Origin of the sequence: Pseudomonas sp. UBA5666 (genome assembly GCF_002420785.1) — a bacterium.
Lineage (GTDB): Bacteria > Pseudomonadota > Gammaproteobacteria > Pseudomonadales > Pseudomonadaceae > Aquipseudomonas > Aquipseudomonas fulva.
Genome location: NZ_DIIQ01000002.1, coordinates 61,346 through 84,054 on the forward strand (window position 1 = coordinate 61,346; position 22,709 = coordinate 84,054).

23 protein-coding genes and 1 pseudogene are annotated in these 22,709 nt (G+C 64.9%); 20 read left to right on the forward strand and 4 right to left on the reverse strand.

Going from position 1 to position 22,709, the window contains the following annotated elements; genetic code table 11:
• Positions 1-6 precede the first annotated feature (6 nt).
• From B2Y33_RS00470 to B2Y33_RS00560, 19 genes and pseudogenes are all read left to right on the forward strand, one after another.
• Complete coding sequence (locus B2Y33_RS00470) at positions 7-261, forward strand: acyl carrier protein (protein WP_027913536.1); 255 nt, start codon at positions 7-9, stop codon at positions 259-261.
• Positions 258-803: a membrane protein gene (locus B2Y33_RS00475; RefSeq protein ID WP_027913535.1), complete on the forward strand. Its 546-nt coding sequence runs from the start codon at positions 258-260 to the stop codon at positions 801-803. Before B2Y33_RS00470 ends, B2Y33_RS00475 begins: the two co-directional genes overlap by 4 nt.
• Positions 800-2,479, forward strand: coding sequence for an AMP-binding protein (locus B2Y33_RS00480; RefSeq protein ID WP_049695326.1), 1,680 nt, complete (start codon positions 800-802; stop codon positions 2,477-2,479). Before B2Y33_RS00475 ends, B2Y33_RS00480 begins: the two co-directional genes overlap by 4 nt.
• A complete protein-coding gene (locus B2Y33_RS00485) occupies positions 2,472-3,206 on the forward strand; it encodes a glycosyltransferase family 2 protein (protein WP_059183560.1) in 735 nt (244 codons plus the stop codon). The genes B2Y33_RS00480 and B2Y33_RS00485 overlap by 8 nt, the downstream gene beginning before the upstream one ends.
• The gene (locus B2Y33_RS00490) at positions 3,203-4,141 is read left to right on the forward strand and encodes a glycosyl transferase (RefSeq protein ID WP_206405124.1); all 939 of its coding nucleotides are present in this window, start codon (positions 3,203-3,205) and stop codon (positions 4,139-4,141) included. The genes B2Y33_RS00485 and B2Y33_RS00490 overlap by 4 nt, the downstream gene beginning before the upstream one ends.
• Positions 4,122-5,666, forward strand: a complete 1,545-nt coding sequence (locus B2Y33_RS00495) for an HAL/PAL/TAL family ammonia-lyase (RefSeq protein ID WP_371259655.1) — start codon at positions 4,122-4,124, stop codon at positions 5,664-5,666. Before B2Y33_RS00490 ends, B2Y33_RS00495 begins: the two co-directional genes overlap by 20 nt.
• Complete coding sequence (locus B2Y33_RS00500) at positions 5,659-6,084, forward strand: acyl-CoA thioesterase (protein ID WP_206405123.1); 426 nt, start codon at positions 5,659-5,661, stop codon at positions 6,082-6,084. The genes B2Y33_RS00495 and B2Y33_RS00500 overlap by 8 nt, the downstream gene beginning before the upstream one ends.
• Positions 6,081-6,695: an outer membrane lipoprotein carrier protein LolA gene (locus tag B2Y33_RS00505; protein ID WP_033694883.1), complete on the forward strand. Its 615-nt coding sequence runs from the start codon at positions 6,081-6,083 to the stop codon at positions 6,693-6,695. Before B2Y33_RS00500 ends, B2Y33_RS00505 begins: the two co-directional genes overlap by 4 nt.
• On the forward strand, positions 6,685-9,006 hold the full coding sequence (locus tag B2Y33_RS00510; protein WP_206405173.1) for an MMPL family transporter: 2,322 nt from the start codon (positions 6,685-6,687) through the stop codon (positions 9,004-9,006). The genes B2Y33_RS00505 and B2Y33_RS00510 overlap by 11 nt, the downstream gene beginning before the upstream one ends.
• Positions 9,003-10,160: a sodium:proton antiporter gene (locus tag B2Y33_RS00515; RefSeq protein WP_110606390.1), complete on the forward strand. Its 1,158-nt coding sequence runs from the start codon at positions 9,003-9,005 to the stop codon at positions 10,158-10,160. The genes B2Y33_RS00510 and B2Y33_RS00515 overlap by 4 nt, the downstream gene beginning before the upstream one ends.
• Positions 10,147-11,394, forward strand: a pseudogene (locus B2Y33_RS00520) (NAD(P)/FAD-dependent oxidoreductase). The gene B2Y33_RS00515 and the pseudogene B2Y33_RS00520 overlap by 14 nt, the downstream one beginning before the upstream one ends.
• On the forward strand, positions 11,391-12,122 hold the full coding sequence (locus tag B2Y33_RS00525; protein WP_027913525.1) for a class I SAM-dependent methyltransferase: 732 nt from the start codon (positions 11,391-11,393) through the stop codon (positions 12,120-12,122). The pseudogene B2Y33_RS00520 and the gene B2Y33_RS00525 overlap by 4 nt, the downstream one beginning before the upstream one ends.
• A complete protein-coding gene (locus B2Y33_RS00530; RefSeq protein WP_028686678.1) occupies positions 12,119-12,604 on the forward strand; it encodes a hypothetical protein in 486 nt (161 codons plus the stop codon). The genes B2Y33_RS00525 and B2Y33_RS00530 overlap by 4 nt, the downstream gene beginning before the upstream one ends.
• Positions 12,601-13,794 (forward strand): beta-ketoacyl-[acyl-carrier-protein] synthase family protein, encoded by a 1,194-nt coding sequence (locus B2Y33_RS00535; RefSeq protein WP_027913523.1) that lies wholly within the window; start codon positions 12,601-12,603, stop codon positions 13,792-13,794. The genes B2Y33_RS00530 and B2Y33_RS00535 overlap by 4 nt, the downstream gene beginning before the upstream one ends.
• Positions 13,791-14,258, forward strand: a complete 468-nt coding sequence (locus tag B2Y33_RS00540; protein ID WP_027913522.1) for a hotdog family protein — start codon at positions 13,791-13,793, stop codon at positions 14,256-14,258. The genes B2Y33_RS00535 and B2Y33_RS00540 overlap by 4 nt, the downstream gene beginning before the upstream one ends.
• Complete coding sequence (gene fabG, locus B2Y33_RS00545) at positions 14,255-14,983, forward strand: 3-oxoacyl-ACP reductase FabG (RefSeq protein WP_027913521.1); 729 nt, start codon at positions 14,255-14,257, stop codon at positions 14,981-14,983. Before B2Y33_RS00540 ends, fabG begins: the two co-directional genes overlap by 4 nt.
• Positions 14,983-16,209, forward strand: coding sequence for a beta-ketoacyl-ACP synthase (locus tag B2Y33_RS00550; RefSeq protein WP_027913520.1), 1,227 nt, complete (start codon positions 14,983-14,985; stop codon positions 16,207-16,209). The genes fabG and B2Y33_RS00550 overlap by 1 nt, the downstream gene beginning before the upstream one ends.
• A gap of 21 nt (positions 16,210-16,230) precedes the next feature.
• Positions 16,231-16,662, forward strand: coding sequence for a hypothetical protein (locus B2Y33_RS00555; RefSeq protein ID WP_027913519.1), 432 nt, complete (start codon positions 16,231-16,233; stop codon positions 16,660-16,662).
• A gap of 15 nt (positions 16,663-16,677) precedes the next feature.
• Positions 16,678-17,124: a hypothetical protein gene (locus B2Y33_RS00560; RefSeq protein ID WP_027913518.1), complete on the forward strand. Its 447-nt coding sequence runs from the start codon at positions 16,678-16,680 to the stop codon at positions 17,122-17,124.
• 27 nt (positions 17,125-17,151) lie between these two features.
• Here the strand turns inward: B2Y33_RS00560 and B2Y33_RS00565 are convergent, their stop codons facing one another.
• The gene (locus tag B2Y33_RS00565; RefSeq protein WP_027913517.1) at positions 17,152-18,045 is read right to left on the reverse strand and encodes a LysR family transcriptional regulator; all 894 of its coding nucleotides are present in this window, start codon (positions 18,043-18,045) and stop codon (positions 17,152-17,154) included.
• A gap of 106 nt (positions 18,046-18,151) precedes the next feature.
• On the opposite strand from B2Y33_RS00565, the gene B2Y33_RS00570 reads away from it, so the two are divergent.
• Positions 18,152-19,402 (forward strand): MFS transporter, encoded by a 1,251-nt coding sequence (locus tag B2Y33_RS00570; RefSeq protein WP_027913516.1) that lies wholly within the window; start codon positions 18,152-18,154, stop codon positions 19,400-19,402.
• A gap of 73 nt (positions 19,403-19,475) precedes the next feature.
• Here the strand turns inward: B2Y33_RS00570 and B2Y33_RS00575 are convergent, their stop codons facing one another.
• The 3 genes from B2Y33_RS00575 to B2Y33_RS00585 form a co-directional block, all read right to left on the reverse strand.
• Positions 19,476-19,826: a YgiW/YdeI family stress tolerance OB fold protein gene (locus tag B2Y33_RS00575; RefSeq protein WP_023532560.1), complete on the reverse strand. Its 351-nt coding sequence runs from the start codon at positions 19,824-19,826 to the stop codon at positions 19,476-19,478.
• A 130-nt stretch (positions 19,827-19,956) separates the two neighbouring features.
• Positions 19,957-21,021 (reverse strand): uroporphyrinogen decarboxylase, encoded by a 1,065-nt coding sequence (gene hemE / locus B2Y33_RS00580; RefSeq protein WP_027913515.1) that lies wholly within the window; start codon positions 21,019-21,021, stop codon positions 19,957-19,959.
• Between the two features lie 175 nt (positions 21,022-21,196).
• Positions 21,197-22,615, reverse strand: coding sequence for an FAD-dependent oxidoreductase (locus B2Y33_RS00585; RefSeq protein ID WP_027913514.1), 1,419 nt, complete (start codon positions 22,613-22,615; stop codon positions 21,197-21,199).
• Positions 22,616-22,709 lie beyond the last annotated feature (94 nt).

Genomic DNA, 22,709 nt, shown 5'->3' on the forward strand with positions numbered 1-22,709 from the left:
CGCATCATGCAAACCCGTGAAGACATCTTCAACATCCTGCGCGACGCCTTGGTCGAATTGTTCGAGCTCGAGCCTGAGCGTATCAGCCTGGACGCCAACCTTTACCAGGATCTGGAAATCGACAGCATCGACGCCGTCGACCTGATCGATCACATCAAGCGCCAGACAGGCAAGAAGATAGCCGCTGACGAGTTCAAGTCGGTGCGTACCGTCAACGACGTGGTCGAGGCCGTGTTCCGCCTGGTGAACCCGGAGGCATGAAGCGACTGATCGGCGCCGGCCTGCTGATTGCCGGGCTGCTGTATCCGTTCGCCGTGCATTTCGGCATGGCGCACTACGCCCCCTGGCAATTTGGCCTGCTGCTCGGCGGCCTTTGGCTGGCACGTGCGCTCAGCGCCCCTCGTCGTCCCGGCAGCCTGTGGATGGCAGTTGCCGCCCTGCTGTTCTGTGGGCTGCTGGGGCTGTCGGACAGCCAGGCACTGCTGCGTTGGTATCCGGTGCTCATCAGTACCTTCATGCTGGGGCTGTTCGGTAGCAGCCTGCTGCACGGCATGCCGGTGGCCGAACGCCTGGCACGCTTGAGCGACCCAGCGCTGCCACCGCGCGCGGTGCGTTATACCCGGCAGGTCACGCAGGCCTGGTGCCTGTTCTTTTTGCTCAACGGCCTGATCGCGGCCGCGCTTACGCTGTGGGCGCCGTTGGGCTGGTGGACGCTCTACAACGGCGTGATCGCCTATGCCGCGATGGGCGTGCTGTTCGCCCTCGAATGGCTGATTAGACAACGTGTGCGAGGACGCTCATGAACTGGATCAACCTCCAACACCTGCTGCTGCCGCTGGATGCGCCGCGCCAGGTGACCCAAGCCCCTGTCCTGGACCATGCCGAACTGAGCCAGCAGGCACTGCGCCTGGCCGGTGGCCTGCGTGCGCGGGGTGTTCGCCGATTGGCGGTGCACCTGGAGGACGCCGCGCAACTGGCCGCTGCCCTGCTCGGTGCATGGCGGGCCGAGGTTGAGGTCTTGCTGCCGGCCGACCTGCAACCGGCCACACGCGAGCGCTGGAATGCCCACGTAGACCTGTGGCTCACGGATCAGGCTGAGGATACGCTGCCCGACGACCTGTTCGACGCGCCCTTGCCACCTGCCGTTCTGGACTTGGCCCGGTGCCGCATCAGCCTGTGTACCTCCGGGTCCAGCGGCGAGCCCAAGCGCATCGACAAGCAGCTCACGCAACTGGCCAGTGAGGTGAACGCGCTGGAGCACTTGTGGGGCGAGGCTCTGGGCCCTGCCTGGATCATCGGCAGCGTCGCCACCCAGCACATCTACGGGCTTTTGTTCCGCGTGCTGTGGCCCTTGTGCGCCGGGCGTGGTTTCGAGCGCCGTCAATTGCCGTTCCCCGAAGACCTGCAACGGGCCAGCCGCGCCCACCCGGCCTTTGCCTGGGTCGCCAGCCCGGCGCTGCTCAAGCGCATGGGGGAAAACCTCGACTGGCCAGCCCTGCAACCGGTGCGCAAGGTGTTCTCGTCGGGCGGTGAGTTGCCCGCCGATGCGGCCGAGCGCCTGCACCAGCGTCTCGGCCAATGGCCGGCAGAGATCCTCGGCAGCTCGGAGACCGGCGGGATCGCCTGGCGCCAGGGGCAGCCCTTGTGGCAGCCGTTTGCCGGTGTACAGGTCAGCCAGAATGAACAGGGCGCGCTGTGCATCGCCTCGCCCTACCTCCCTGCGGGGCATGTGGAGCACAGCGCCGACGCTGTCGAATTCTCATCAGATGGGCGCTTTCGCTTGCTGGGGCGACTGGATCGGATCGTCAAACTCGAAGAAAAGCGCATTTCGCTGCCCATGCTCGAACAGGCCTTGTGCACGCATCCATGGGTGTCTGAAGCACGCCTTGGCATGATCGAAAACGGCCGGGCCAGCCTCGGCGCCCTGCTGGTGCCGACCCCCGCAGGCTTGCACGCCCTGCGCAACCAGGGGCGGCGGGCCTTGGTCGAGGCCCTGCGCAGCCACCTGGCAGGCCACTGCGAGGCGCTGGCACTGCCCCGCCGCTGGCGCTTGGTGCAGCACTTGCCGCTCAACAGCCAGGGCAAGCTGACCCAGGTTGCGCTGCAGGCATTGCTGCTGGCGCCTCGCAGCATGGCACCGCATGTGCTGGAGCAGCATCGCGAAGGTGACGAACTCCAGCTCAAGCTCGGCGTGCCCCTGGACCTTGCCTGTTTCCCGGGGCATTTTCCCCGCACGCCCGTGTTGCCCGGTGTGGTCCAGATCGACTGGGCCGTCGCGCTGGCCGCTGAGCTGACCGAGTCGCCGCTGCGCTTTGCAGGCATGGAGGTGCTCAAGTTCCAGCAGTTGGTGCGGCCCGGCGATGAGCTGGCGCTGAGCCTTCGCCTGGACAAGGCCCGCGGTAAGCTTTACTTCGCCTTCGCCTGTGCCGGTCAACCGTGCTCGAGCGGCCGGGTTCTGTTGGAGAACGCCTGTGCATAAGCCCTGCGCGGTGATCCCGGTTTACAACCATGAACAGGCCGTTCCGGCGGTCGTGGACGACTTGCTGCGCGCGGGCCTGCCCTGCGTGCTGGTCGACGATGCCAGCGACGCAGGCTGCGCGCAGGTGCTCGCCCGGCTGGCCCAACAGACGAACGTGTTTCTGGTCACCCTCCCCGTCAACCAGGGCAAGGGCGGTGCAGTCATGGCCGGCCTGCGCGAGGCAGCGAGACTGGGCTTCAGTCATGCGTTGCAGGTCGATGCCGACGGCCAGCACGACCTGGGCGATGTGCAGACGTTTCTGGAACACTCCCGTCACGCCCCCCAGGCACTGGTGTGCGGTTATCCACAGTACGACGCCAGTGTGCCCAAAGGGCGGCTGTACGCGCGCTACCTAACCCACGTCTGGGTGTGGATCAACAGCCTGTCGCTGCAGATTCCCGACTCCATGTGCGGGTTTCGGGTCTATCCGCTGCCAGCCACGCTGGCCTTGATCGACACCGTGCGACTTGGCAAGCGCATGGACTTCGACCCGGAAATTCTCGTGCGCCTGGCCTGGCGCAACCAACCAATGCGCTGGCTGCCGACGCGGGTACATTATCCACAGGATGGCCTGTCGCATTTTCGCCTGGTCCACGACAACGCACTGATTTCCAAGATGCACGCCAAGCTGTTCTTCGGCATGCTGGTGCGCGCACCGGCGATCCTCTGGCGTCGGTGGCGGTCATGAGCGAACCGTCGCAGCACTGGGCCGACCACCAGGAGCGGGGCAGCTTCTGGCTGATGAAGCTGACCGCCGCCCTGGTACGGTTGCTAGGCCGCCGCGTGCTCAGCCCATTGATCCACTTGATCGTCGCCTACTTCTTCCTGTTCGGCCGCCGTGCCCGCCGCAGCGCGTGGCAGTACCAGCAACGCTTGCGCCGGTGGAACGCCGGGCAGACGCCTGCCCCTGGCTCATGGCAGGTCTTTCGTCAGTTCATGGCCTTTGCCGAGGCCCTGCTGGACAAGCTTGACGTGTGGAACGGCAAGCTGCGCATCGAGGATATCGAAATCCACGACCCTGCCGGCCTGCGTCAGCAACTGCGCGGCGCACGCGGGCAGATGCTGGTGGGCGCCCACCTGGGCAACCTGGAAGTCTGCCGGGCCCTGGCCGAAATCGGCGAGCAGGTGACCATGAACGTGCTGGTGCACACCCGCCATGCCGAGCGCTTCAACCGCTTGCTGGGCGAGGCGGGCGCCACCAACCTGCGGCTCATCCAGGTCAGCGAGCTGGACCCTGCGGTGATGCTGCAACTGTCCGAGCGCCTGGAGCGCGGTGAATGGCTGGCCATCGCGGGTGATCGCGTGCCGCTGCATGGCGGGCGTACCGTCGAGGTGGACTTCCTGGGCCACCGCGCCGCCTTCCCGCAGGGCCCCTGGTTGCTGGCGGGCATGCTCGAATGCCCGCTCAACCTGCTGTTCTGCCTCAAGCACGACGGCCGCTACCACGTCACCCTCGAGCCCTTTGCCGAACGCCTGCAATGGCGACGCGGCCAGCGCGATGAAGTCATCGCCCAGTGGGCCGCCCGCTACGCCGATCGCCTGGGCCACTACTGCACGCGCGCGCCCCTGCAGTGGTTCAATTTCTACCCTTTCTGGAAGACCGATGACGATGCAAGCGCATGAACCTGTCACGTTCGGCGAATCGCCGCTGGCTATCGAAGACGTCGTGGCGCTGGCCGAAGGCCGTGCCACGGCACACCTGCAGGGCGATGCCGCCTACCGCGAGCGCATTGCCCGCGGGGCGCGCTTTCTCGACACCCTGCTCGACAAGGAAGGGGTGATCTACGGCGTGACCACCGGCTACGGCGACTCCTGTGTCGTGGCCGTGCCGCTGGAACACGTCGAGGCGCTGCCACGCCACCTCTACACCTTCCACGGTTGCGGCCTCGGCAAGCTGCTGGACGCCTCGGCCACACGCGCAGTGCTGGCTGCACGCCTGCGGTCGCTCAGCCACGGGGTATCCGGTGTTCGCCTGGAACTGCTCGAGCGCCTGCGCGACTTCATTGCCCACGACGTCCTGCCGCTGATCCCCGAAGAGGGTTCGGTAGGCGCCAGTGGCGACCTCACCCCGCTGTCCTACGTGGCCGCGACGCTCTCGGGCGAGCGCGAGGTGATGTTCCAGGGCCAGCGCCGCCTCAGCGCCGACGTGCACCGCGAACTGGGCTGGCAGCCCCTGGTGCTCAGGCCCAAGGAAGCCCTGGCCCTGATGAACGGCACGGCAGTGATGACCGGCCTTGCGTGCCTGGCGTTTGCCCGCGCCGATTATCTTCTGCACTTGGCAACCCGCATCACCGCACTGAACGTGGTTGCCCTGCAAGGCAACCCCGAGCATTTCGACGAACGCCTGTTCGCCGCCAAGCCACACCCTGGCCAGGCGCAGGTCGCCGCCTGGCTGCGCCAGGACCTGGCGATCGACGCACCCCTGCCGCCCTTGCACCGCCTGCAGGACCGCTATTCGCTGCGCTGCGCGCCGCACGTCCTGGGGGTACTGGCCGACAGCCTGGGCTGGTTGCGTGGTTTCATCGAGACCGAGCTCAACAGTGCCAACGACAACCCGATCATCGACGGTGATGCCGAGCGCGTGCTGCACGGTGGGCATTTCTATGGCGGGCACATCGCCTTTGCCATGGACAGCCTGAAAACCCTCGTCGCCAACGTGGCCGACCTGCTCGACCGACAACTCGCGCTGGCGGTGGATGTGCGTTACAACCACGGCCTGCCGAGCAATCTGTCGGGCGCACCGGCCGAGCGCGCCATGATCAACCACGGTTTCAAGGCTGTGCAGATCGGGGCCAGCGCCTGGACTGCCGAAGCGCTCAAGCAGACCATGCCCGCCAGCGTGTTTTCGCGCTCCACCGAATGCCACAACCAGGACAAGGTGAGCATGGGCACCATTGCCGCCCGCGATGCCCTGCGGGTCCTGGAGCTGACCGAGCAAGTCGCCGCCGCTGCGTTGCTGGCCGCCAACCAGGGCGTCTGGCTGCGCAGCCAGCAGCCCCAGGCACACGCGCTGCCCCCTGCGCTGGCGCAGATGCACGAGGCGTTGTTGCAGGAGTTCGCGCCGGTCATCGAAGACCGGGCGCTGGAAGGCGAGCTGCGCCACTGCCTGGTGCGCATCGGCCAACGTCACTGGAGGCTGCATGCGTAACCCTGGCGTTTTCCACGTCGACACCGAAGTCATCGTGCCGTTTTTCGATGTCGACAGCATGCATGTGGTCTGGCATGGCCATTATGTGAAGTACCTGGAAGTGGCGCGGTGCGCCCTGCTCGACCGCCTGGCGCACAACTATGTGCAGATGCAGGCCAGCGGCTATGCATGGCCGGTGATCGACCTGCAGCTGCGCTACATGCGCGGCGCCACGTTCGGTCAGCGCCTGGTGGTGCGGGCCAGCCTGGTGGAATGGGAAAACCGCCTGAAGCTGCATTACCTGATCAGCGACACCGTGACCGGTGAGCGCATGACCCGTGCCAGTACGGTTCAGGTGGCCGTGCACATCGACAGCGGCGAAATGCAGCTGGCCTCGCCGCAGGTCATGCTCGACGCCGTGCAGCAGGTGTTGTCATGAGTGCTGCGCTAAGACGGCTGGCCTGCGTGCTGGCAACGTTGGCGGTGCTGATCGTCAGCCCCTTGAGCGCAGCCTTTGACCTGGACGCCCTGCAACACCAGCTCAGCGCACCTGCGGTGGTCAAGGGCCCCTTCATTCAGGAAAAACACCTGCGTGCCCTGCCCCAGCCCTTGCTGAGCGAAGGTGAGTTCGTGCTTGCCCGTGATCATGGCCTGCTCTGGATGCTGCATACGCCACTGCGTCAGGACTACCGGATCGACGCCCATGGCATTGCCCGGCGCGACCCGAGCGGCTGGCAAGTGCTGCCGAGCCGCAGCGCCGGTGCGCAGCAAAACCAGCTGTTCTTTGCCGTGCTGCAAGGTGACAGCACTGGGCTGCAGCGTGATTTCGAACTGGCCTTGAGCGGCGATTCAACCCAGTGGCAACTGCGTCTGACCCCACGCTCGTTGCTGCTCAAGCAAATCTTCAGCCGCATCGATATCAGCGGCGGGCGTTTTGTGCAGCGCATCGAGCTGAGCGAGACCCAAGGCGACAGCACCGTGTTGCGCCTGCCTGAAAGCACCGGCGCTGCCGAGCTGAGCGACATGGAGCGCAGTGACTTTGCCGACTGAACGCCAGTTGCCGCGCCTGTTCGTCTGCCTGCTGCTGATCATGCTGGCCGTGGCCGGCTGGCAGTGGCACCGCGGCGCGCCCTTGTCCGCCGACTTGATGGCGCTGGTACCCGGAGCGACCCAGGATCCGCTGGTGCAACAGGCCGAGCAGCGGATGCAGGAACCGCTGAACCGCGAGTTGCTGCTTCTGGTCGGCCACGCTCAGCGTCAACAGGCAGTGGCGCTGGCACAACGGTTGGCGGAACAGTGGCAGGCCACTGGCCTGTTCGAAAAGGTGCAGTGGAGCCTGGACACCGACCTGCAGGCAGTGCGTGATCAGTTGCTCGAAGGTCGCCTGGCCATGCTGCCGTCATCTGACCGGCAACAATTGCAGCAGGAGCCGGACGCCTTCGTGGCGCAGCGCGTCCAGAGCCTGGTCGATCCCTTCGCAGGGTTCAGCCTCGTGCCAGGCCAGGATGACTGGCTAGGCCTGACCGGGCGTATCCAGAATGCCCAGCCCAAGCCCGCGAACGTGGAACTGGACACCGCCAGCGGTGCCTTGATTGCCCAGGCCGAAGGGGATTACTGGGTGCTGGTGCGCGCGCGCACCCTGGGCAATGCCTTCGACATGCACCTGCCCCTGCAGGTCGCGGACTTGCTGGCCCAGGCGCGTGTGCAGGCAAGCGCTGTCGATGCGCAGTTGCTGGCCGCCAGCGGCCTGCTGCACGCGGCCGCCGGCCAGCAGCAAGCCAGCCGGGAGATCACCTGGGTAGGCGGCGGGGCAACGCTGGGCATCTTGCTGTTGCTATTGCTGGCCCTGCGCAGCGTGCGTGCGCTGCTGGCGTTCCTACCCGTGCTGGTCGGCATGCTGTTCGGTTCAGTGGTGTGCGTGGCGGTGTTCGGCCAGATGCACGTCATGACCCTGGTGCTGGGCTCCAGCCTGATCGGCGTCGCGATCGACTACCCCCTGCACTACCTGACCAAGAGCTGGAGCCTCAAGCCCTGGCAAAGCTGGACGGCCGTGCGCCTGACCCTGCCAGGCATGAGCCTGAGCCTGGCCACCAGTTGCATCGGCTACCTGGCATTGGCCTTCACCCCGTTCCCGGCGCTGACCCAGATTGCCGTTTTCTCCGCCGCTGGCCTGTTGGGCGCCTACCTCAGTGCGGTGTGCCTGGTCCCGGCCCTGCTGAGCAAGGCGCAGCTGCAACCTGCCGATTGGCCAATGCGTATCGCGCAGGCGCTCACCCGCTGGCGTGAGGCATTGCTGCGCAAAGTGCCGAGCGCAGCGCTGTTGGCCCTGCTGCTGTTGTTCTGCGCCAGCGGCCTCTGGCACCTGCAGACCCACAACGACATCCGCCAATGGGTGGGCACGCCGCCGCAACTGTTGCAGCAAGCCCAGGCAGTGGCACGCATCACCGGTTACCAGCCCACCAGCCAGTTCTACCTGGTGCGGGCTGCCGACCAGCAGCAATTGCTCGAACGCACCCAACAGCTTGGGGCCAAGCTCGATGAGTTGGTCGCGCTGGGCAAACTCAAGGGCTACCTGAGCCTCGGACAGCTGGTCGCAACCCCTGCCGAGCAAGCACAGGTGCGCGAGGCCCTGGCCACGCTAACGGCGCATTGGCAGCCGCTGGTGGCGCTCGGCGTTCCCCAGGCGGCCTTGGCCGCTGAAGTCGCGCAACTGCGCGCACTGCCACTGCAGCGTATCGACGACGTGCTGGCAGGCCCGTTGGGCGAGGCATGGCGGCCCTTGTGGCTGGGCAGCACAGGTGACGGCGTGGCTGCCATCGTCAGCCTGCAAGGTTTGTCTGACGCCGCCCTGTTGCAGTTGCAGGCGCAGGGCCTGCCCGGTGTACAGCTGGTTGATCGTCTTGGCGAGCTGAACCAGTTGTTCGCCGCCACCCAGGTCAGCGCAGCGGAACTCAAACTGCTTTCGTGTGCGTTGATTCTGATGCTGCTGGCAGTGCCTTTCGGGTTGCGGGGTTCTTTGCGCATCGTTGCCCTGCCGCTGTTGGCTGCTCTGTGCAGCCTGGCGAGCCTCGGCTGGCTGGGCGAGCCGTTGACACTGTTCAGCCTGTTCGGATTGCTGCTGGTGACGGCCATCAGCGTCGACTACGCCATCCTCATGCATGAGCGCATCGGCGGCGCCGCGGTGAGCCTGCTCGGAACCTTGCTGGCTGCGTTGACCACATGGCTGTCGTTCGGCCTGCTGGCCCTGTCCAGTACGCCGGCAGTCAGCAACTTCGGCATGGCGGTAAGCCTGGGCCTGGTGTTCAGCTTCCTGCTGGCGCCTTGGGCAGCGCCTCGCGAGGGAGCGCACGACCGCTCATGATGATCGCCGTCTTCTGGGCGCTGGCGCTGGCGCTCTTCACCCTGGCCAGCAGGCTGGGCAAGCGCCTCGGGCTGATCCCGATCGTCAGCCATCTGTTGCTGGCAACACTGGTACTCCCTGCCTTGATGGGTCTGTGGGTAACGCCGCACTGGCAATTGGAGGGCACTGCGTTAATCGCACCAGCATGGGTAAAAGCCCTCTACGGCGGCAGTTTCGCCTTGTTGCTCGGTCATATCCTGATCGACGTGCTGGCGCTGCGCCCGGACCGACAGGCGCTGAAACTTGCCGTGCCCAGCTTCCTGCTGCCGTTCCTCTGCGGTATCACCTGCGCGATCTGGGTGATAGGCCTGAGCGGGGTCGGTGCACTGGCACTGGGCCTGGTGTTCGCAATCACCGCCATACCGGTGCTCTACCTCTATCTCCAGGCAATCGACTATCCCCCGGCGGCCAGCCGGCGGTTGTTGCAGGCTGCCATCTTGATCGACCTGGCGTGCTGGCTATTGCTAGGTGTGGGCCAAGGCAGCCTCGATCCCGGCACACTGGCCGTGCCGCTGTTGGCGGCGCTGCTGCCATGGCCGTTGCACGCGCTGGGTCTGCGCGCGCCTTCGCTGTATGGCGCGTTGTTCCTGGTGCTGCTGTTCATTGCCGAACACTACAAGCTCAACGCACTGATCCTGGGGGTTGGCTACCTGGCGTGCCTGGCCTGGCTCAAGGTCGCGGCGGCATTGCCACTGCCAGAGGGGTACAACCGCCGCGTGCAACAGGGCCTGGCGGTCCCCATGATCCTGACCTACGGCGTGGTGCAGATCGATGCCCACCAGGCCCTGGGGCAGTTGGACGCGTGGCAGCTGGTCGCCTTGCTGGTGCTTCCGATCGCCAGCAAGTTGCTGGGCAACTGGCTGGGCCTGTGCTGGGCTGCTGCGTCGCCCGGCGCTGCCGGCAAATGGCGCGAAAGCCTGCTGCTGAACATTCGCGGCCTCAGTGAAATCGTTTTTCTCAACCTGCTGCTGTCCCAGCAGTTGATTACCCCAGCGGTGTACTTCGCGCTCATGCTGATGAGCCTGGTCGCCACTCTGATGCCGGCGCTGGCCGGCCTTCATCGCCTTCCGCTCAACACAGAACCCATGGCAAGGAGCCCGCATGCCAACCCTTGAAACCCAACAACGCCAGGTCCTGGTCATCGGCGCCGGGCCTTCCGGTGCCATCGCGGCGGCCTTGCTCAAGCGCAGCGGGCACGACGTGCTGGTGATCGAGCGTTAGCGCTTCCCGCGCTTTTCCATCGGCGAAAGCCTGCTGGCGCACTGCCTGGACTTCGTCGAAGAGGCGGGCATGCTGGATGCCGTGCAGGCGGCAGGTTTCCAATACAAGAATGGTGCTGCCTTCGCATGGGGCGACGAATACACCGCCTTCGACTTCGGGCAGACCTTCACGCCAGGCAAGACCAGCACCTTCCAGGTGCAGCGTGCTCGCTTCGACCAGATACTGGCCGACCAGGCCCAAGCGCAGGGCGTGGAGATCCGCTACGAGCATGAGGTGGTCAGCGCCGACATGGGCGGGCTACAGCCACAGGTGCGTGTGCGCCGGCCTGATGGCAGCGAGTACGTGTTCCAGGCACAGTTCGTCCTGGATGCCAGTGGCTATGGCCGCGTGCTGCCGCGTCTGCTGGACCTTGAAGCCCCGTCCGCCTTCCCAGTGCGCAAGGCGGTCTTCACGCACATCGAAGACCGCATCGACCACCCCGGCTTCGACCGCGACAAGATCCTCATCACCACCCACCCCGAGCACCGTGACATCTGGTTCTGGACCATCCCCTTCAGTGATGGCCGCACCTCGTTGGGGGTAGTGGCTGCCGCTGAGCGCTTTGCCACTGCCCCTGACGACCTCGATGCGTGCCTGAAGCACTTCGTGGCGCAAGCGCCCGCCCTGGCCAAGGTGCTGGCCAATGCAGTCTGGGACACCCCGGCTCGCACCATCGGCGGCTACTCGGCCAACGTGAAAGCCCTGCATGGGCCGGGTTATGCGCTGCTGGGCAATGCCGCAGAGTTCCTCGACCCGGTGTTCTCCTCCGGGGTCACCATCGCCATGCGCTCTGCCAGCATGGCTGCAGGCCTGCTGCATCGCCAACTGCAAGGGGAGGCAGTGGACTGGCAGAGCGCATTTGCCGAGCCGCTGCAGCGTGGCGTCGACACCTTCCGTGTCTACGTGGAGGGCTGGTACGACGGCAGCTTCCAGGATGTGATCTATCACCCCGGCAGCTCACCGGAGATTCGCGCCATGATCAGCTCCATACTGGCCGGGTATGCCTGGGATACACGTAACCCGTTCGTCGCCGAGCCTCGGCGCCGGCTGCGTACCCTGGCTGAACTGTGCGCAAGGGACACCCCATGACCCAGCGCCCGTTCCTGAGCGAGACTTACGTGGAAGAAACCCGCATCGGGTTTCGCTTCCTGAGCAGCCACACCTGGCAGCATCACGTGCTGCGGGTGGCGATCGATGACCTCGCCCGACTCTTCGCAGGCGCCCTTCCCCAGGCGCCGGTTCTGCTCGATGCCGGCTGCGGGCAGGGCAAGTCGTTCAAACACCTGCAACGGGTATTCGCCCCCTCCAGGCTGCTGGGCACCGACGCCGATCCGCACAGCCTCGACCTCAGCGCAGCCGAGGCCAAGCGGCTGGGCATCGAGGTGGAATTGTCTGGCGGTGACTGCGCCAGCCTGCCCTACCCCGATGCCAGCATCGATGTGCTGTTCTGCCATCAGACCTTTCATCACCTGGTCGAACAGGAAAAGGCCCTGGCCGAGTTCTACCGCGTACTCAGACCGGGCGGCTACCTGCTGTTCGCAGAATCCACCCAAGCCTATATCGATACCTGGGTGATTCGCTGGTTCTTCCGTCACCCCATGCACGTGCAGAAAAGCGCCGAAGGTTATCTGCACATGCTGCGCATGCAGGGGTTCGCGTTCGGGCCCGACAACGTGTCCTATCCCTACCTGTGGTGGAGCCGGGCCAAGGACTTCGGCCTGCTGGAGCGTCTGGGCCTGCGCAAGCCACCTCCCGTTGGCGAACGCGATGAAACGCTGGTCAATGTCGTGGCTCGCAAGCCCTTGGAGCACGCATGAAAACCTGGATGGCGCTAGTCCTTTGCCTGATGCTCGGTGCCTGCGCCGCCAGGGCCCCGCTGCCCGCATCCCCCCCGGCGCTTGCCCTGCCGCAGCAACTGCATGTGGAGCGTACCCAGGCCGGTCAGCGCCAGGACTGGCTGCTGGTGATCCAGGACGAGGGTGGCCGCCTGCGCTGGTCGCTGCTCGACCTGCTGGGTATTCCCCAGGCGCGACAAGTGCTGGACGGCCAGCAGTGGCAGGCCGACGGCTTGCTGCCACCCGACCCGGCGGCCCGCGAGTTGTTCGCCGCCGTGCTGTTCGCCCTCACGCCACAGGACCAGTTGGCCCGGTCGTATCCCCAGGCCCGGCAGGAGCAGGGGCAGCGTTGGCTGGGCAAGCGCTGGCGAGTGACCTACCGCACGGCCCACGCCTTCGACTTGCACTTGGACCAAGGCCTGCGCTATGTAGTCGCCCCCCTGCCCCGTGAGCACACACCATGACCGCCTACCTCAATGCCCTGGGCCTGATCTGCGCCCTTGGCCATGGCCAGGCCGAGGTCGCCGCACGCCTGTTCGCCGGCGACTGCTCGGGAATGCGGCCGGCCGCAGGCTGGATCCCCGAGCGCCAGCCTCCGGTGGGAGCCGTGATGCAGCCACTGCCAGCCGTCCCCTTGCCGGAGCAGCACAGTCGCAACAACCAGCTGCTGTACGCCGCCGCGTTGCAGATAGAGCCCGCCCTGCGCCAGGCGATCGCACAATACGGCGCCCACCGTGTTGGGGTGGTCCTGGGCACCAGCACTTCGGGCATCGCCGAAGGCAGTGCCGCCATTGGCCACTTCCTGGCGGGCGGCCACTTCCCGGCCGATTATCACTATGACCAGCAAGTGTTGAGCGCGCCGGCCGACTTTCTCGCCGACTGGCTGCAACTCGGCGGCCCGGCCTATGTGATTTCAACCGCGTGTACCTCCAGCGGCCGAGCACTGCTGAGCGCTCGGCGCCTGCTGGACCTGGGCGTGTGCGATGCAGTGCTGTGCGGCGGCGTGGATAGCCTCTGTCACCTCACGCTCAATGGGTTCAGCGCCCTGGAAGCGATCAGCGAGCACCGCTGCAATCCGCTCTCGGCCAACCGCGACGGCATCAATATCGGCGAGGCCGCCGCCTTGTTCTTGATGACCCGCACACCCGAAGCGCAAGGCGAGCGCATCGCCTTGCTCGGCGCGGGCGCCAGTTCCGACGCGCACCACATCTCCGCGCCCGACCCAACTGGCGCCGGTGCCTTGCAGTGCATGGGCAAAGCGCTGGACAATGCGGGGCTTGAGCCCGCGCACATCCATTACCTGAACCTGCACGGCACCGCCACGCCCCATAATGACGCCATGGAAAGCCTGGCCGTCGATACCCTGTTCGGCGCCGGTCTGCCCTGCTCATCCAGCAAGCCGATGACGGGCCACACCCTGGGCGCTGCCGGTGCGCTCGAGGCAGCGTTCTGCTGGCTGAGCCTGAGCAGGCACAACCCGTTGGGTTTGCTGCCGCCGCACGTGTGGGACGGTCAGCCCGACCCTGCCCTGCCTGAACTGACCCTGGTCGACGGCAGCCAGCGCCTGGCAACCCATGGCCCACGCCGACTGATGAGCAACTCGTTCGCCTTCGGCGGCAACAACGTCAGCCTGATTCTTGGAGACACCGCATGATCACCTGGCCCCTGGCCGAGCTGCTGCCCCATGCTGGCGACATGATCCTGATCGATCACATCGAGCATTGTGACGAGGAGCAGATCAGCACCCGCACCACCGTACGGCCCGGCGCACTGTTCAATCGCGCCGATGGCAGCCTGCCGGCCTGGTTCGGCATCGAATTGATGGCCCAGAGCGTGGCCGCCTATGCCGGCTGTCGGGCACGGCGCAATGGGCAAGCCGTCGAGCTGGGTTTCCTGCTCGGTGCCCGCAAGTACTCGTGCGATGTCGAGTCTTTTCCGGCCGGCGCCCAATTGCATGTGCACGCCCAGCGTTCGCTCGAAGACGAGAACGGCATGGGCGTTTTCGAATGTCACCTGCGCGGCCCCGGCATCCACGCCACCGCCCGCCTGAATGTGTACCGCCCGCCGCAAGCGGCCAGCTACCTGGCCGAAGCGGGCCCTGAGGAGCCCCTGTCATGACTGATACCATTCTGGTGACCGGTTCGAGCCGTGGAATCGGCCGCGCCATCGCCCTGCGCTTGGCCCGCTCGGGCTACGACCTGGTGCTGCATTGCCGCAGCGGCCGGGCCGACGCCGACGCGGTGGCCGATCAAGTGCGCGCGTTGGGGCAGCAGGCGCGGGTATTGCAGTTCGACATCGGCGAACGTGCCGCCTGCCGCACAGCGCTCGAAGCCGACGTGGAGGCCCACGGCGCCTATTACGGCGTGGTGTGCAATGCCGGCCTGACCCGCGACGGCGCTTTCCCGGCGCTGACCGACGAGGATTGGGACCAGGTGCTGCGGACCAACCTGGACGGTTTCTACAATGTGCTGCAGCCGCTGACGATGCCCATGATCCGCCGCCGTGCGCCGGGTCGCATCGTCTGCATCACCTCGGTTTCGGGGCTCATCGGCAACCGCGGGCAGGTCAACTACAGCGCGTCGAAGGCGGGCCTGATCGGGGCGGCCAAGGCCCTGGCAATCGAATTGGGCAAGCGGCGCATCACCGTCAACTGCGTAGCGCCCGGGCTGATCGACACCGCCATGCTCGACGAACATGTGCCGGTAGACGAACTGATGAAGATGATCCCTGCCGGGCGCATGGGCACCGCTGAAGAGGTAGCGGGCGCCGTCAACTTCCTCATGTCGCCGGAGGCCAGCTACATTACCCGCCAGGTGCTGGCGGTCAACGGGGGGCTGTGCTGATGCGTCGCGTGGTCGTCACCGGCATGGCCGGCATCACCTCGCTGGGCAACGACTGGGCAACCATTGCCGGTCATTTCGCCAGCCAACGCAGTGGTATCCGCCGCATGGACGAGTGGGACCGCTTCGAGGAAATGAACACGCGCCTGGCAGGGCCCATCGATGATTTCAAGGTCCCGGCGCACTGGACGCGCAAGCAGCTTCGCAGCATGGGCCGGGTGTCCCGCCTGGCCGTTGGCGCCGCCGAACAGGCCCTTGCCGATGCAGGCCTGCTCGGCGACCCGAGCATTCGCGACGGCCGCATGGGCGTGGCCTGCGGCTCGTCCACCGGCAGCACCGACGAGATCAAGGCGTTCGGCAACATGCTGCTCAACTCGGTGGCCGACGGGCTCAATGCCAACTCCTATGTGCGCATGATGCCGCACACGACCGCCGCCAACATCAGCATTTTCTTCGGCCTGACCGGGCGCCTGATCCCCACGTCCAGTGCCTGCACCAGCGGCAGCCAAGGCATCGGTTATGCCTACGAAGCCATCAAGTACGGCCGCTTGCCGATGATGCTGGCCGGCGGTGCCGAAGAGCTGTGCCCGACCGAGGCCATGGTCTTCGATGCGCTCTATGCCACCAGCCTCAAGAACGACACACCGCACCTCAGCCCGCGCCCCTACGACTGCGGCAGGGATGGCCTGGTGATCGGCGAAGGTGCCGGCATGCTGGTGCTCGAAGCGCTTGAGCATGCACAGGCGCGGGGCGCGAAGATTCATGCCGAGATCATCGGTTTCGGCAGCAATGCCGACGGTCAGCACACGACCCGGCCTGAACAGTCGACCATGCGCAGGGCCATGGAGCTGGCGCTCGAAGACGCAGGCCTGGCCCCGGAGGCGATTGGCTATGTGAACGGCCATGGCACCGCCACCGAGCAAGGCGACATCGCCGAAACCCTGGCCACCAGCGGCCTGTTCGGCCCACGCATGCCCATCAGTTCGCAGAAGAGCTTCCTGGGCCATACGCTGGGGGCGTGCGGTGCACTGGAGTCCTGGTTCAGTATCGAGATGATGAACAGCGACCGCTATGTGCACACGCTGAACCTGGACGCGGTAGACCCTCGCTGCGGCGAACTGGATTACCTGCGGGGTGAGTTTCGCCATATGAACCACGGGTTTGTGATGAACAACAATTTTGCCTTTGGCGGGGTCAACACATCGCTGATCTTCCGCCGCTGGCCCTGACCCTCGATAGGAGCGCAAGGAATGTCCTCACTGCTACGCGCCGCTGCACTAGGGCTGGTACTGGCCGGCATTGCCGGCTGTACCTCCAAACCGGTGCTCAACCCCTCGGAACAATTGGCTGCTGCCACCCCTTACACCCAGCAGCAGGTCCAGCAGGCGATCCTCAAGGCCATCGTCGAGCGTGGCTGGACGGCCCGGTCGGTCGGCGCTTCGGTCATTCAGGCTGACATCACCGTGCGCAATACCTTCTACGCCGCCGTGGACATCCACTACAGCGCCAGCCAGTTCCGCATCGATTATCGCGACAGCCGCGAACTGGGGTATGACGGCGGCAAGATCCACCGTAACTACAACCGCTGGGTCTACAACCTGGACCGCAGCATCGTGCGCCAGCTCAACGCACTGTCCGCCGATCAGCTTCTGCAACGCAGCAACGCCTCATCCAACCACTGACCAAGGAAGAACCCGATGCGCTTGAAAACCCTGACCGCCGCTACCGCCCTGCTGCTGGCTGCCCTGCCCGGCCTGAGCCAGGCCCGCGACACGGCGTTGTACCTGCCGTTCGAAAAGGTGGTGCAGCAGATGCTTGCCGAGAAGAAGCTCGATGGCTCGGTCAAATTCTACCTGGCCGGCGTAAAGCCGCGCGGCAAGGTCACCGTGATCAGCCCTAACTCGGTCACCAACAAGAAAACCAACGCCTTCAATAAGAGTGACGAGGCTGCCTGCGAGTGGGCCCTGCAGTCCGCGTTGCTGACCTTGCAGGACGCTGCCCGCAAGGCCAACGCCAATGCGGTGACGAACATCGCCAGCTACTACAAGCGCAACGAACGCAAGGACGCTTCCACTTACGAATGCCACGCCGGTGCAGTGATTGCCGGTGTTGCGCTCAAGGGTGACCTGGCCCGCGTCAACTGATGATCCGCTCTGCTCAACGGTCAGGTTTCACCCCTGAACCTGCCCGGTGAGCAGCTCGGCAAACGCCTGAGCCATCGCTGACCTGCGGGACTGGCGCTGTACCAGCCAGACCGCCGAGGTGGCCTGCTCGTCCAGCAAGGTGCGATACACCACGCCCTCAATGCGCATGCGCTGATAGGACGCCGGCAGCACCGACACCCCAAGCCCCGCCGACACCAGGCCGATGATGGTCATGGCCTCCCCTGCCTCCTGCGCAAAGTGGGGACTGAAACCCGCCTGCCGCGCCAGCTCCAGTAACTGCGCGTACAAACCACTGCCGTAGCTACGCGGAAAGAACACGAAGGGCTCGTGGGCCAACGCTGCCAGGTGCACACCCTGTTCGGCGCCGTTGGCCAGCGCATGAGAGGCGTTGATCACTGCCACCAAGGGCTCACGAAACAGCTCGGTCGCCACCAGGCCGTCTGCCAGCGGCATGGGCCGCATTAGCCCCACTTCGATGGACTCGTCGAATACGCCCTGCGCCACTTCGCGGCTGCTCATTTCCATGAGGTTCAGGTGCACGGCAGGAAAGCGCTGCCGGAATGCATGAATCGCCTTGGGAATTTTCGATGTGAACGGTGCCGAGGAGGTGAAGCCGATCTTCATCTCACCCAGTTCGCCCAACTGTGCGCGCCGGGCGACATCAGCGGCCTTTTCGACCTGCGCCAACACCTGGCGAGCCTCTTCCAGAAACAGTCGCCCGGCCTCGCTGAGCTCGACACGGCGGTTGGTCCGCTCGAACAGCCGCGCCCCGAGTTCTTGCTCGAGCGCCAGAATCTGCTGGCTAAGCGGCGGCTGCGAAATGCCCAGGTGCTGAGCCGCCCGGCCGAAGTGCAATTCTTCGGCAACCGCGACGAAATAGCGTAAATGGCGCAGCTCCATCACCCCCCTCATAGGTCGTGAAACGTCTTAATTAGGTCGAACAATATATTGGACCTAATTATTAGCCAGCTATATGATTTTTTCACTGCCTCTGAGGTACTTGCCTGTGAAAACCGCTGTAGCCCTTGTAGCCACCAAACCCGAACCCGAGCCCGTGACCTCGAACGACGCCTGGATCGAAAAAGGCACGCCGGCCTTCATGAGAACGGTGCTGGCGCTGTTCAGCGGCGGCTTCGCTACCTTTGCCCTGCTTTACTGCGTCCAACCGATGATGCCCTTGCTGTCGAAGGAGTTCGGCATCAACGCTGCACAGAGCAGCCTGGTGCTTTCGGTTTCGACCGGCATGCTGGCGCTCGGTCTGCTGGTCACAGGCCCGATTTCCGACCGCATCGGCCGCAAGCCGGTAATGGTGGCGGCGCTGGGCTGCGCGGCCTTGTCCACGATAGCCAGCGCGGTGATGCCGACCTGGGAGCTGGTCCTGGCAACCCGGGCACTGGTCGGGTTGTCGTTGAGCGGGCTGGCGGCGGTGGCCATGACCTACCTCAGTGAAGAAATCCACCCACAGCACATCGGCCTGGCCATGGGCCTGTACATCGGCGGCAATGCCATCGGCGGCATGTGCGGACGCCTGATCACTGGCGTGCTGATCGATTTCGTCAGCTGGCACGCGGCACTGCTCACCTTGGGAAGCCTGGCGTTGCTGGCGGCGATCGTGTTCTGGAAGGCATTGCCCGAGTCGCGCAACTTCCAGCCCCAGACCCTGAACCCACGCACGCTGGTCAACGGGTTCCTCATGCACTTCAAGGACGCCGGCTTGCCCTGGCTGTTCCTCGAAGCCTTCCTGCTCATGGGCGCCTTCGTCACTCTGTTCAACTACATCGGCTACCGCTTGCTGGCCGAGCCTTATCACATGAACCAAGCCCTGGTGGGGTTGCTGTCGGTCGTCTACCTGTCCGGCATCTACAGTTCGGCCCAGGTGGGCGCACTGGCTGACAGGCTGGGGCGGCGCAAGGTGTTCTGGGCCAGCATCGTGGTCATGGGCGGCGGCTTGCTCATGACCCTGACCCAGCCGCTGTCACTGATCATCCTGGGCATGCTCGTCTTCACCTTCGGCTTCTTCGGGGCTCACTCGGTGGCCAGCAGCTGGATCGGGCGCCGGGCGCTGAAAGCCAAGGGCCAGGCCTCTTCGCTGTATCTGTTCTGCTATTACGCCGGTTCAAGCGTGGCGGGCACGGCGGGCGGGGTGTTCTGGCATCATTGGGGCTGGAATGGTATTGGCCTGTTCATTGGGAGCTTGCTGGCGGTGGCCCTGATGGTGGCGTTGCGCCTGAGCACCTTGGCGCCAAAGGCCGCCTGAAGGCTGGGGGCAGGCCGGTTCACGGCGCGGCGGACTCGCCAAGAACCGGCCTGCCTGCGACAGGAGTGCTGGATCAGTTGATGATCTCGACACGGTCCACGTCCACCTCGCGGCTCATCAAGTGTTTCTCGACTTCACCAGTGAGCTTGACCTTGGTCTTGTCATTGAATGGCGTGGCTGGCAGGTCCTCGTCATCGATCTCGACCGTGATGGTGCCGGTGCTGTCCTTGAATTCGTATTTGTCATCGTTGTCGAGCTTGCGGGTTACGTAGCCCTGCAAGACCACCGGGGTATCGTCTGCGGCCTCGCTGGCAGCGGCCACGGTGGAAATCGACTGCGCGCCAGGGCCGGTGTAGCCACCTGAAGCCAATGCAGCGGTGCTGAACAGGGGGGCAAGGATCAGGGCAAGATAGCGTGCTTTCATGGGGGCGGGTCCTATCTGTGTTGGAGTAGGACCAGCCTAGCGAGCACCGCTGAATTGAAACTTAATGCGACAGCCTTGCTGCATTCAGCCCCAGTCGGGCCATGCAGCGTAATGCGCTGTCACAACCGGTTCACTGGTGATACTGCGCCGACAGCTCGTGCACGGCATTGATGAAGGCGCCCGCGTTTTCAGGATCGACCTCCGGCGTGATGCCGTGGCCCAGGTTGAACACATGGCCGCTGCCATGGCCGTAGCTGGCCAGGATGCGCGCCACTTCCGCACGAATGGCCTGCGGCCGGGCATACAGGACGGTCGGGTCCATATTGCCCTGCAAGGCGACCTTGTCACCTACCCGGCGACGGGCATCGCCGATGTCGCAGGTCCAGTCCAGCCCCAGGGCATCGGCCCCGGCATCGGCAATGCTTTCCAGCCACAGGCCACCGTTCTTGGTGAACAGGATGACGGGGACTTTGCGCCCGTCATGTTCGCGAATCAGGCCGCTGACGATTCTGCGCATATAGGCCAGGGAGAATTCCTGATAGGCCGCCGACGACAGGTTGCCGCCCCAGGTATCGAAGATCTGCACGGCCTGGGCTCCGGCCAGGATCTGCCCATTGAGGTACGTGGTTACCGACTGCGCCAGTTTGTCCAGCAACAGGTGCAGTGCCTGTGGGTTGTCGTAGGCCATGGCCTTGGTCTTGCGGAAATCCTTGGAGGAGCCGCCTTCGACCATGTAGGTGGCCAGGGTCCAGGGGCTGCCGGAGAAGCCGATCAGAGGCACGCGGCCATTGAGTTCGCGGCGGATGGTACTGACCGCGTCCATCACATAGCCCAGGTCCTTCTGCGCGTCGGGAACAGGCAGCGCCTCGATGTCGGCCGGGGTGCTGACCACCTTCCGAAAACGCGGACCTTCACCGGTTTCGAAATACAGGCCCAGGCCCATGGCGTCCGGGATGGTGAGGATGTCCGAGAACAGGATCGCCGCATCCAGCGGGTAACGGTCCAGCGGCTGCAGGGTCACTTCGCAGGCGAACTGCGGGTTCTTGCACAGGCTCATGAAGTCGCCGGCCTTGGCGCGGCTGGCGCGGTACTCCGGAAGATAGCGGCCGGCCTGGCGCATCATCCATACCGGGGTGACGTCAACGGGTTGCTTGAGCAGAGCACGCAGGAAACGGTCGTTCTTCAGGGCAGTCATGTCGGCATCCGGAAAAATAGTGGGGGCATTTTCTCAGACACCGACACAAAAGGCACGGTCGGGGCCATGCGTTTTGTTTTTTGCGTGCTTCAGGTCAAGCATTCCTGGGCAAGCCCGGGCGTCTGCCCCAGGCAAATGAGGCCGCCCAGCGACCCCACCTTACCTGCCAGGGCGCTTAGACTTCCAGGTAGTCCAGAATGCCTTCTGCAGCGGTACGCCCTTCGAAAATCGCGGTCACGACCAGGTCCGACCCGCGCACCATGTCGCCACCGGCGAACACTTTCGGGTTGCTGGTCTGATGCTTGAACCTGCTCTTCTCCGGCGCCACGACACGGCCCTGGCTGTCGAGCTGGATATCGTGCTGCTCGAACCAGGAGGCGGGGCTGGGGCGGAAGCCGAACGCGATCACCACCGCATCGGCCGGCAGGATCTCTTCAGAACCCGGGATTGGCTCCGGGCTGCGGCGCCCGCGCGCATCAGGCTCGCCCAGACGGGTCTCGACCACCTTCACGCCCTCCACCTTGTCCTCGCCAACGATGGCGATGGGCTGGCGGTTGTAGAGGAACTTCACCCCTTCTTCCTTGGCGTTCTTCACTTCCTTGCGCGAACCCGGCATGTTGGCTTCGTCGCGGCGGTAGGCACAGGTCACCGTCTGGGCACCCTGGCGAATCGAGGTACGGTTGCAGTCCATGGCCGTGTCGCCACCGCCCAGGACCACGACTTTCTTGCCCTTCATGTCGACGAAATCTTCAGGCGACTTCTCGAAGCCCAGGTTGCGGTTGACGTTGGCGATCAGGAAATCGAGGGCATCGTGCACCCCTGGCAGGTCTTCGCCAGGGAAGCCGCCTTTCATGTAGGTATAGGTACCCATACCCATGAAGACCGCGTCGTACTCGGCCAGCAACTGTTCCATGGTCACGTCCGTGCCCACGTCAGTGTTGAGGCGGAACTCGATACCCATGCCGGTGAAGACTTCGCGGCGATTGCTGAGCACGCTCTTTTCGAGCTTGAACTCAGGGATACCGAAGGTCAGCAAGCCGCCGATTTCAGGATTCTTGTCGAACACCACGGGCGTCACGCCAGCGCGCACCAGCACGTCTGCGCAGCCCAGACCAGCCGGGCCGGCACCGATGATGGCCACGCGCTTGCCGGTAGGCTTGACCTTGGACATGTCCGGGCGCCAGCCCATGGCGAAGGCCGTGTCGGTGATGTACTTCTCCACCGAGCCGATGGTCACGGCGCCGAAACCGTCGTTCAGGGTGCAGGCGCCTTCACACAGACGGTCCTGTGGGCATACGCGCCCACAGACTTCGGGCAAGGTGTTGGTCTGGTGCGACAGCTCGGCGGCCGCCAGGATGTTGCCCTCGGACACCAGCTTCAACCAGTTGGGGATGAAGTTGTGCACAGGGCACTTCCACTCGCAATACGGGTTACCGCAGCCCAGGCAACGGTGCGCCTGTTCAACGGACTGCTGCGGCTTGAAGGGTTCGTAGATTTCCACGAACTCTTTCTTGCGCTGGCGCAGCAATTTTTTCTTCGGGTCCTTGCGGCCCACTTCGATGAACTGGAAGTCGTTGTTCAGACGTTCAGCCATTTTTCAAAACCTCTTAACAGCAGCCGCACGCTACACGCTGCAAGCCGCAAGACGATCACTTGAGCCGGGCAAACCCTGGGCTGCTCCGGTCGAG

Bases quoted from the DNA above. Each gene is read 5' to 3' on its own strand.
- B2Y33_RS00470 (WP_027913536.1), top strand. From the start codon at position 7: ATGCAAACCCGTGAAGACATCTTCAACATCCTGCGCGACGCCTTGGTC.
- B2Y33_RS00475 (WP_027913535.1), top strand. From the start codon at position 258: ATGAAGCGACTGATCGGCGCCGGCCTGCTGATTGCCGGGCTGCTGTAT.
- B2Y33_RS00480 (WP_049695326.1), top strand. From the start codon at position 800: ATGAACTGGATCAACCTCCAACACCTGCTGCTGCCGCTGGATGCGCCG.
- B2Y33_RS00490 (WP_206405124.1), top strand. From the start codon at position 3,203: ATGAGCGAACCGTCGCAGCACTGGGCCGACCACCAGGAGCGGGGCAGC.
- B2Y33_RS00495 (WP_371259655.1), top strand. From the start codon at position 4,122: ATGACGATGCAAGCGCATGAACCTGTCACGTTCGGCGAATCGCCGCTG.
- B2Y33_RS00500 (WP_206405123.1), top strand. From the start codon at position 5,659: ATGCGTAACCCTGGCGTTTTCCACGTCGACACCGAAGTCATCGTGCCG.
- B2Y33_RS00505 (WP_033694883.1), top strand. From the start codon at position 6,081: ATGAGTGCTGCGCTAAGACGGCTGGCCTGCGTGCTGGCAACGTTGGCG.
- B2Y33_RS00515 (WP_110606390.1), top strand. From the start codon at position 9,003: ATGATGATCGCCGTCTTCTGGGCGCTGGCGCTGGCGCTCTTCACCCTG.
- B2Y33_RS00525 (WP_027913525.1), top strand. From the start codon at position 11,391: ATGACCCAGCGCCCGTTCCTGAGCGAGACTTACGTGGAAGAAACCCGC.
- B2Y33_RS00530 (WP_028686678.1), top strand. From the start codon at position 12,119: ATGAAAACCTGGATGGCGCTAGTCCTTTGCCTGATGCTCGGTGCCTGC.
- B2Y33_RS00535 (WP_027913523.1), top strand. From the start codon at position 12,601: ATGACCGCCTACCTCAATGCCCTGGGCCTGATCTGCGCCCTTGGCCAT.
- B2Y33_RS00540 (WP_027913522.1), top strand. From the start codon at position 13,791: ATGATCACCTGGCCCCTGGCCGAGCTGCTGCCCCATGCTGGCGACATG.
- fabG (WP_027913521.1), top strand. From the start codon at position 14,255: ATGACTGATACCATTCTGGTGACCGGTTCGAGCCGTGGAATCGGCCGC.
- B2Y33_RS00550 (WP_027913520.1), top strand. From the start codon at position 14,983: ATGCGTCGCGTGGTCGTCACCGGCATGGCCGGCATCACCTCGCTGGGC.
- B2Y33_RS00555 (WP_027913519.1), top strand. From the start codon at position 16,231: ATGTCCTCACTGCTACGCGCCGCTGCACTAGGGCTGGTACTGGCCGGC.
- B2Y33_RS00560 (WP_027913518.1), top strand. From the start codon at position 16,678: ATGCGCTTGAAAACCCTGACCGCCGCTACCGCCCTGCTGCTGGCTGCC.
- B2Y33_RS00565 (WP_027913517.1), bottom strand. From the start codon at position 18,045: ATGGAGCTGCGCCATTTACGCTATTTCGTCGCGGTTGCCGAAGAATTG.
- B2Y33_RS00575 (WP_023532560.1), bottom strand. From the start codon at position 19,826: ATGAAAGCACGCTATCTTGCCCTGATCCTTGCCCCCCTGTTCAGCACC.
- hemE (WP_027913515.1), bottom strand. From the start codon at position 21,021: ATGACTGCCCTGAAGAACGACCGTTTCCTGCGTGCTCTGCTCAAGCAA.
- B2Y33_RS00585 (WP_027913514.1), bottom strand. From the start codon at position 22,615: ATGGCTGAACGTCTGAACAACGACTTCCAGTTCATCGAAGTGGGCCGC.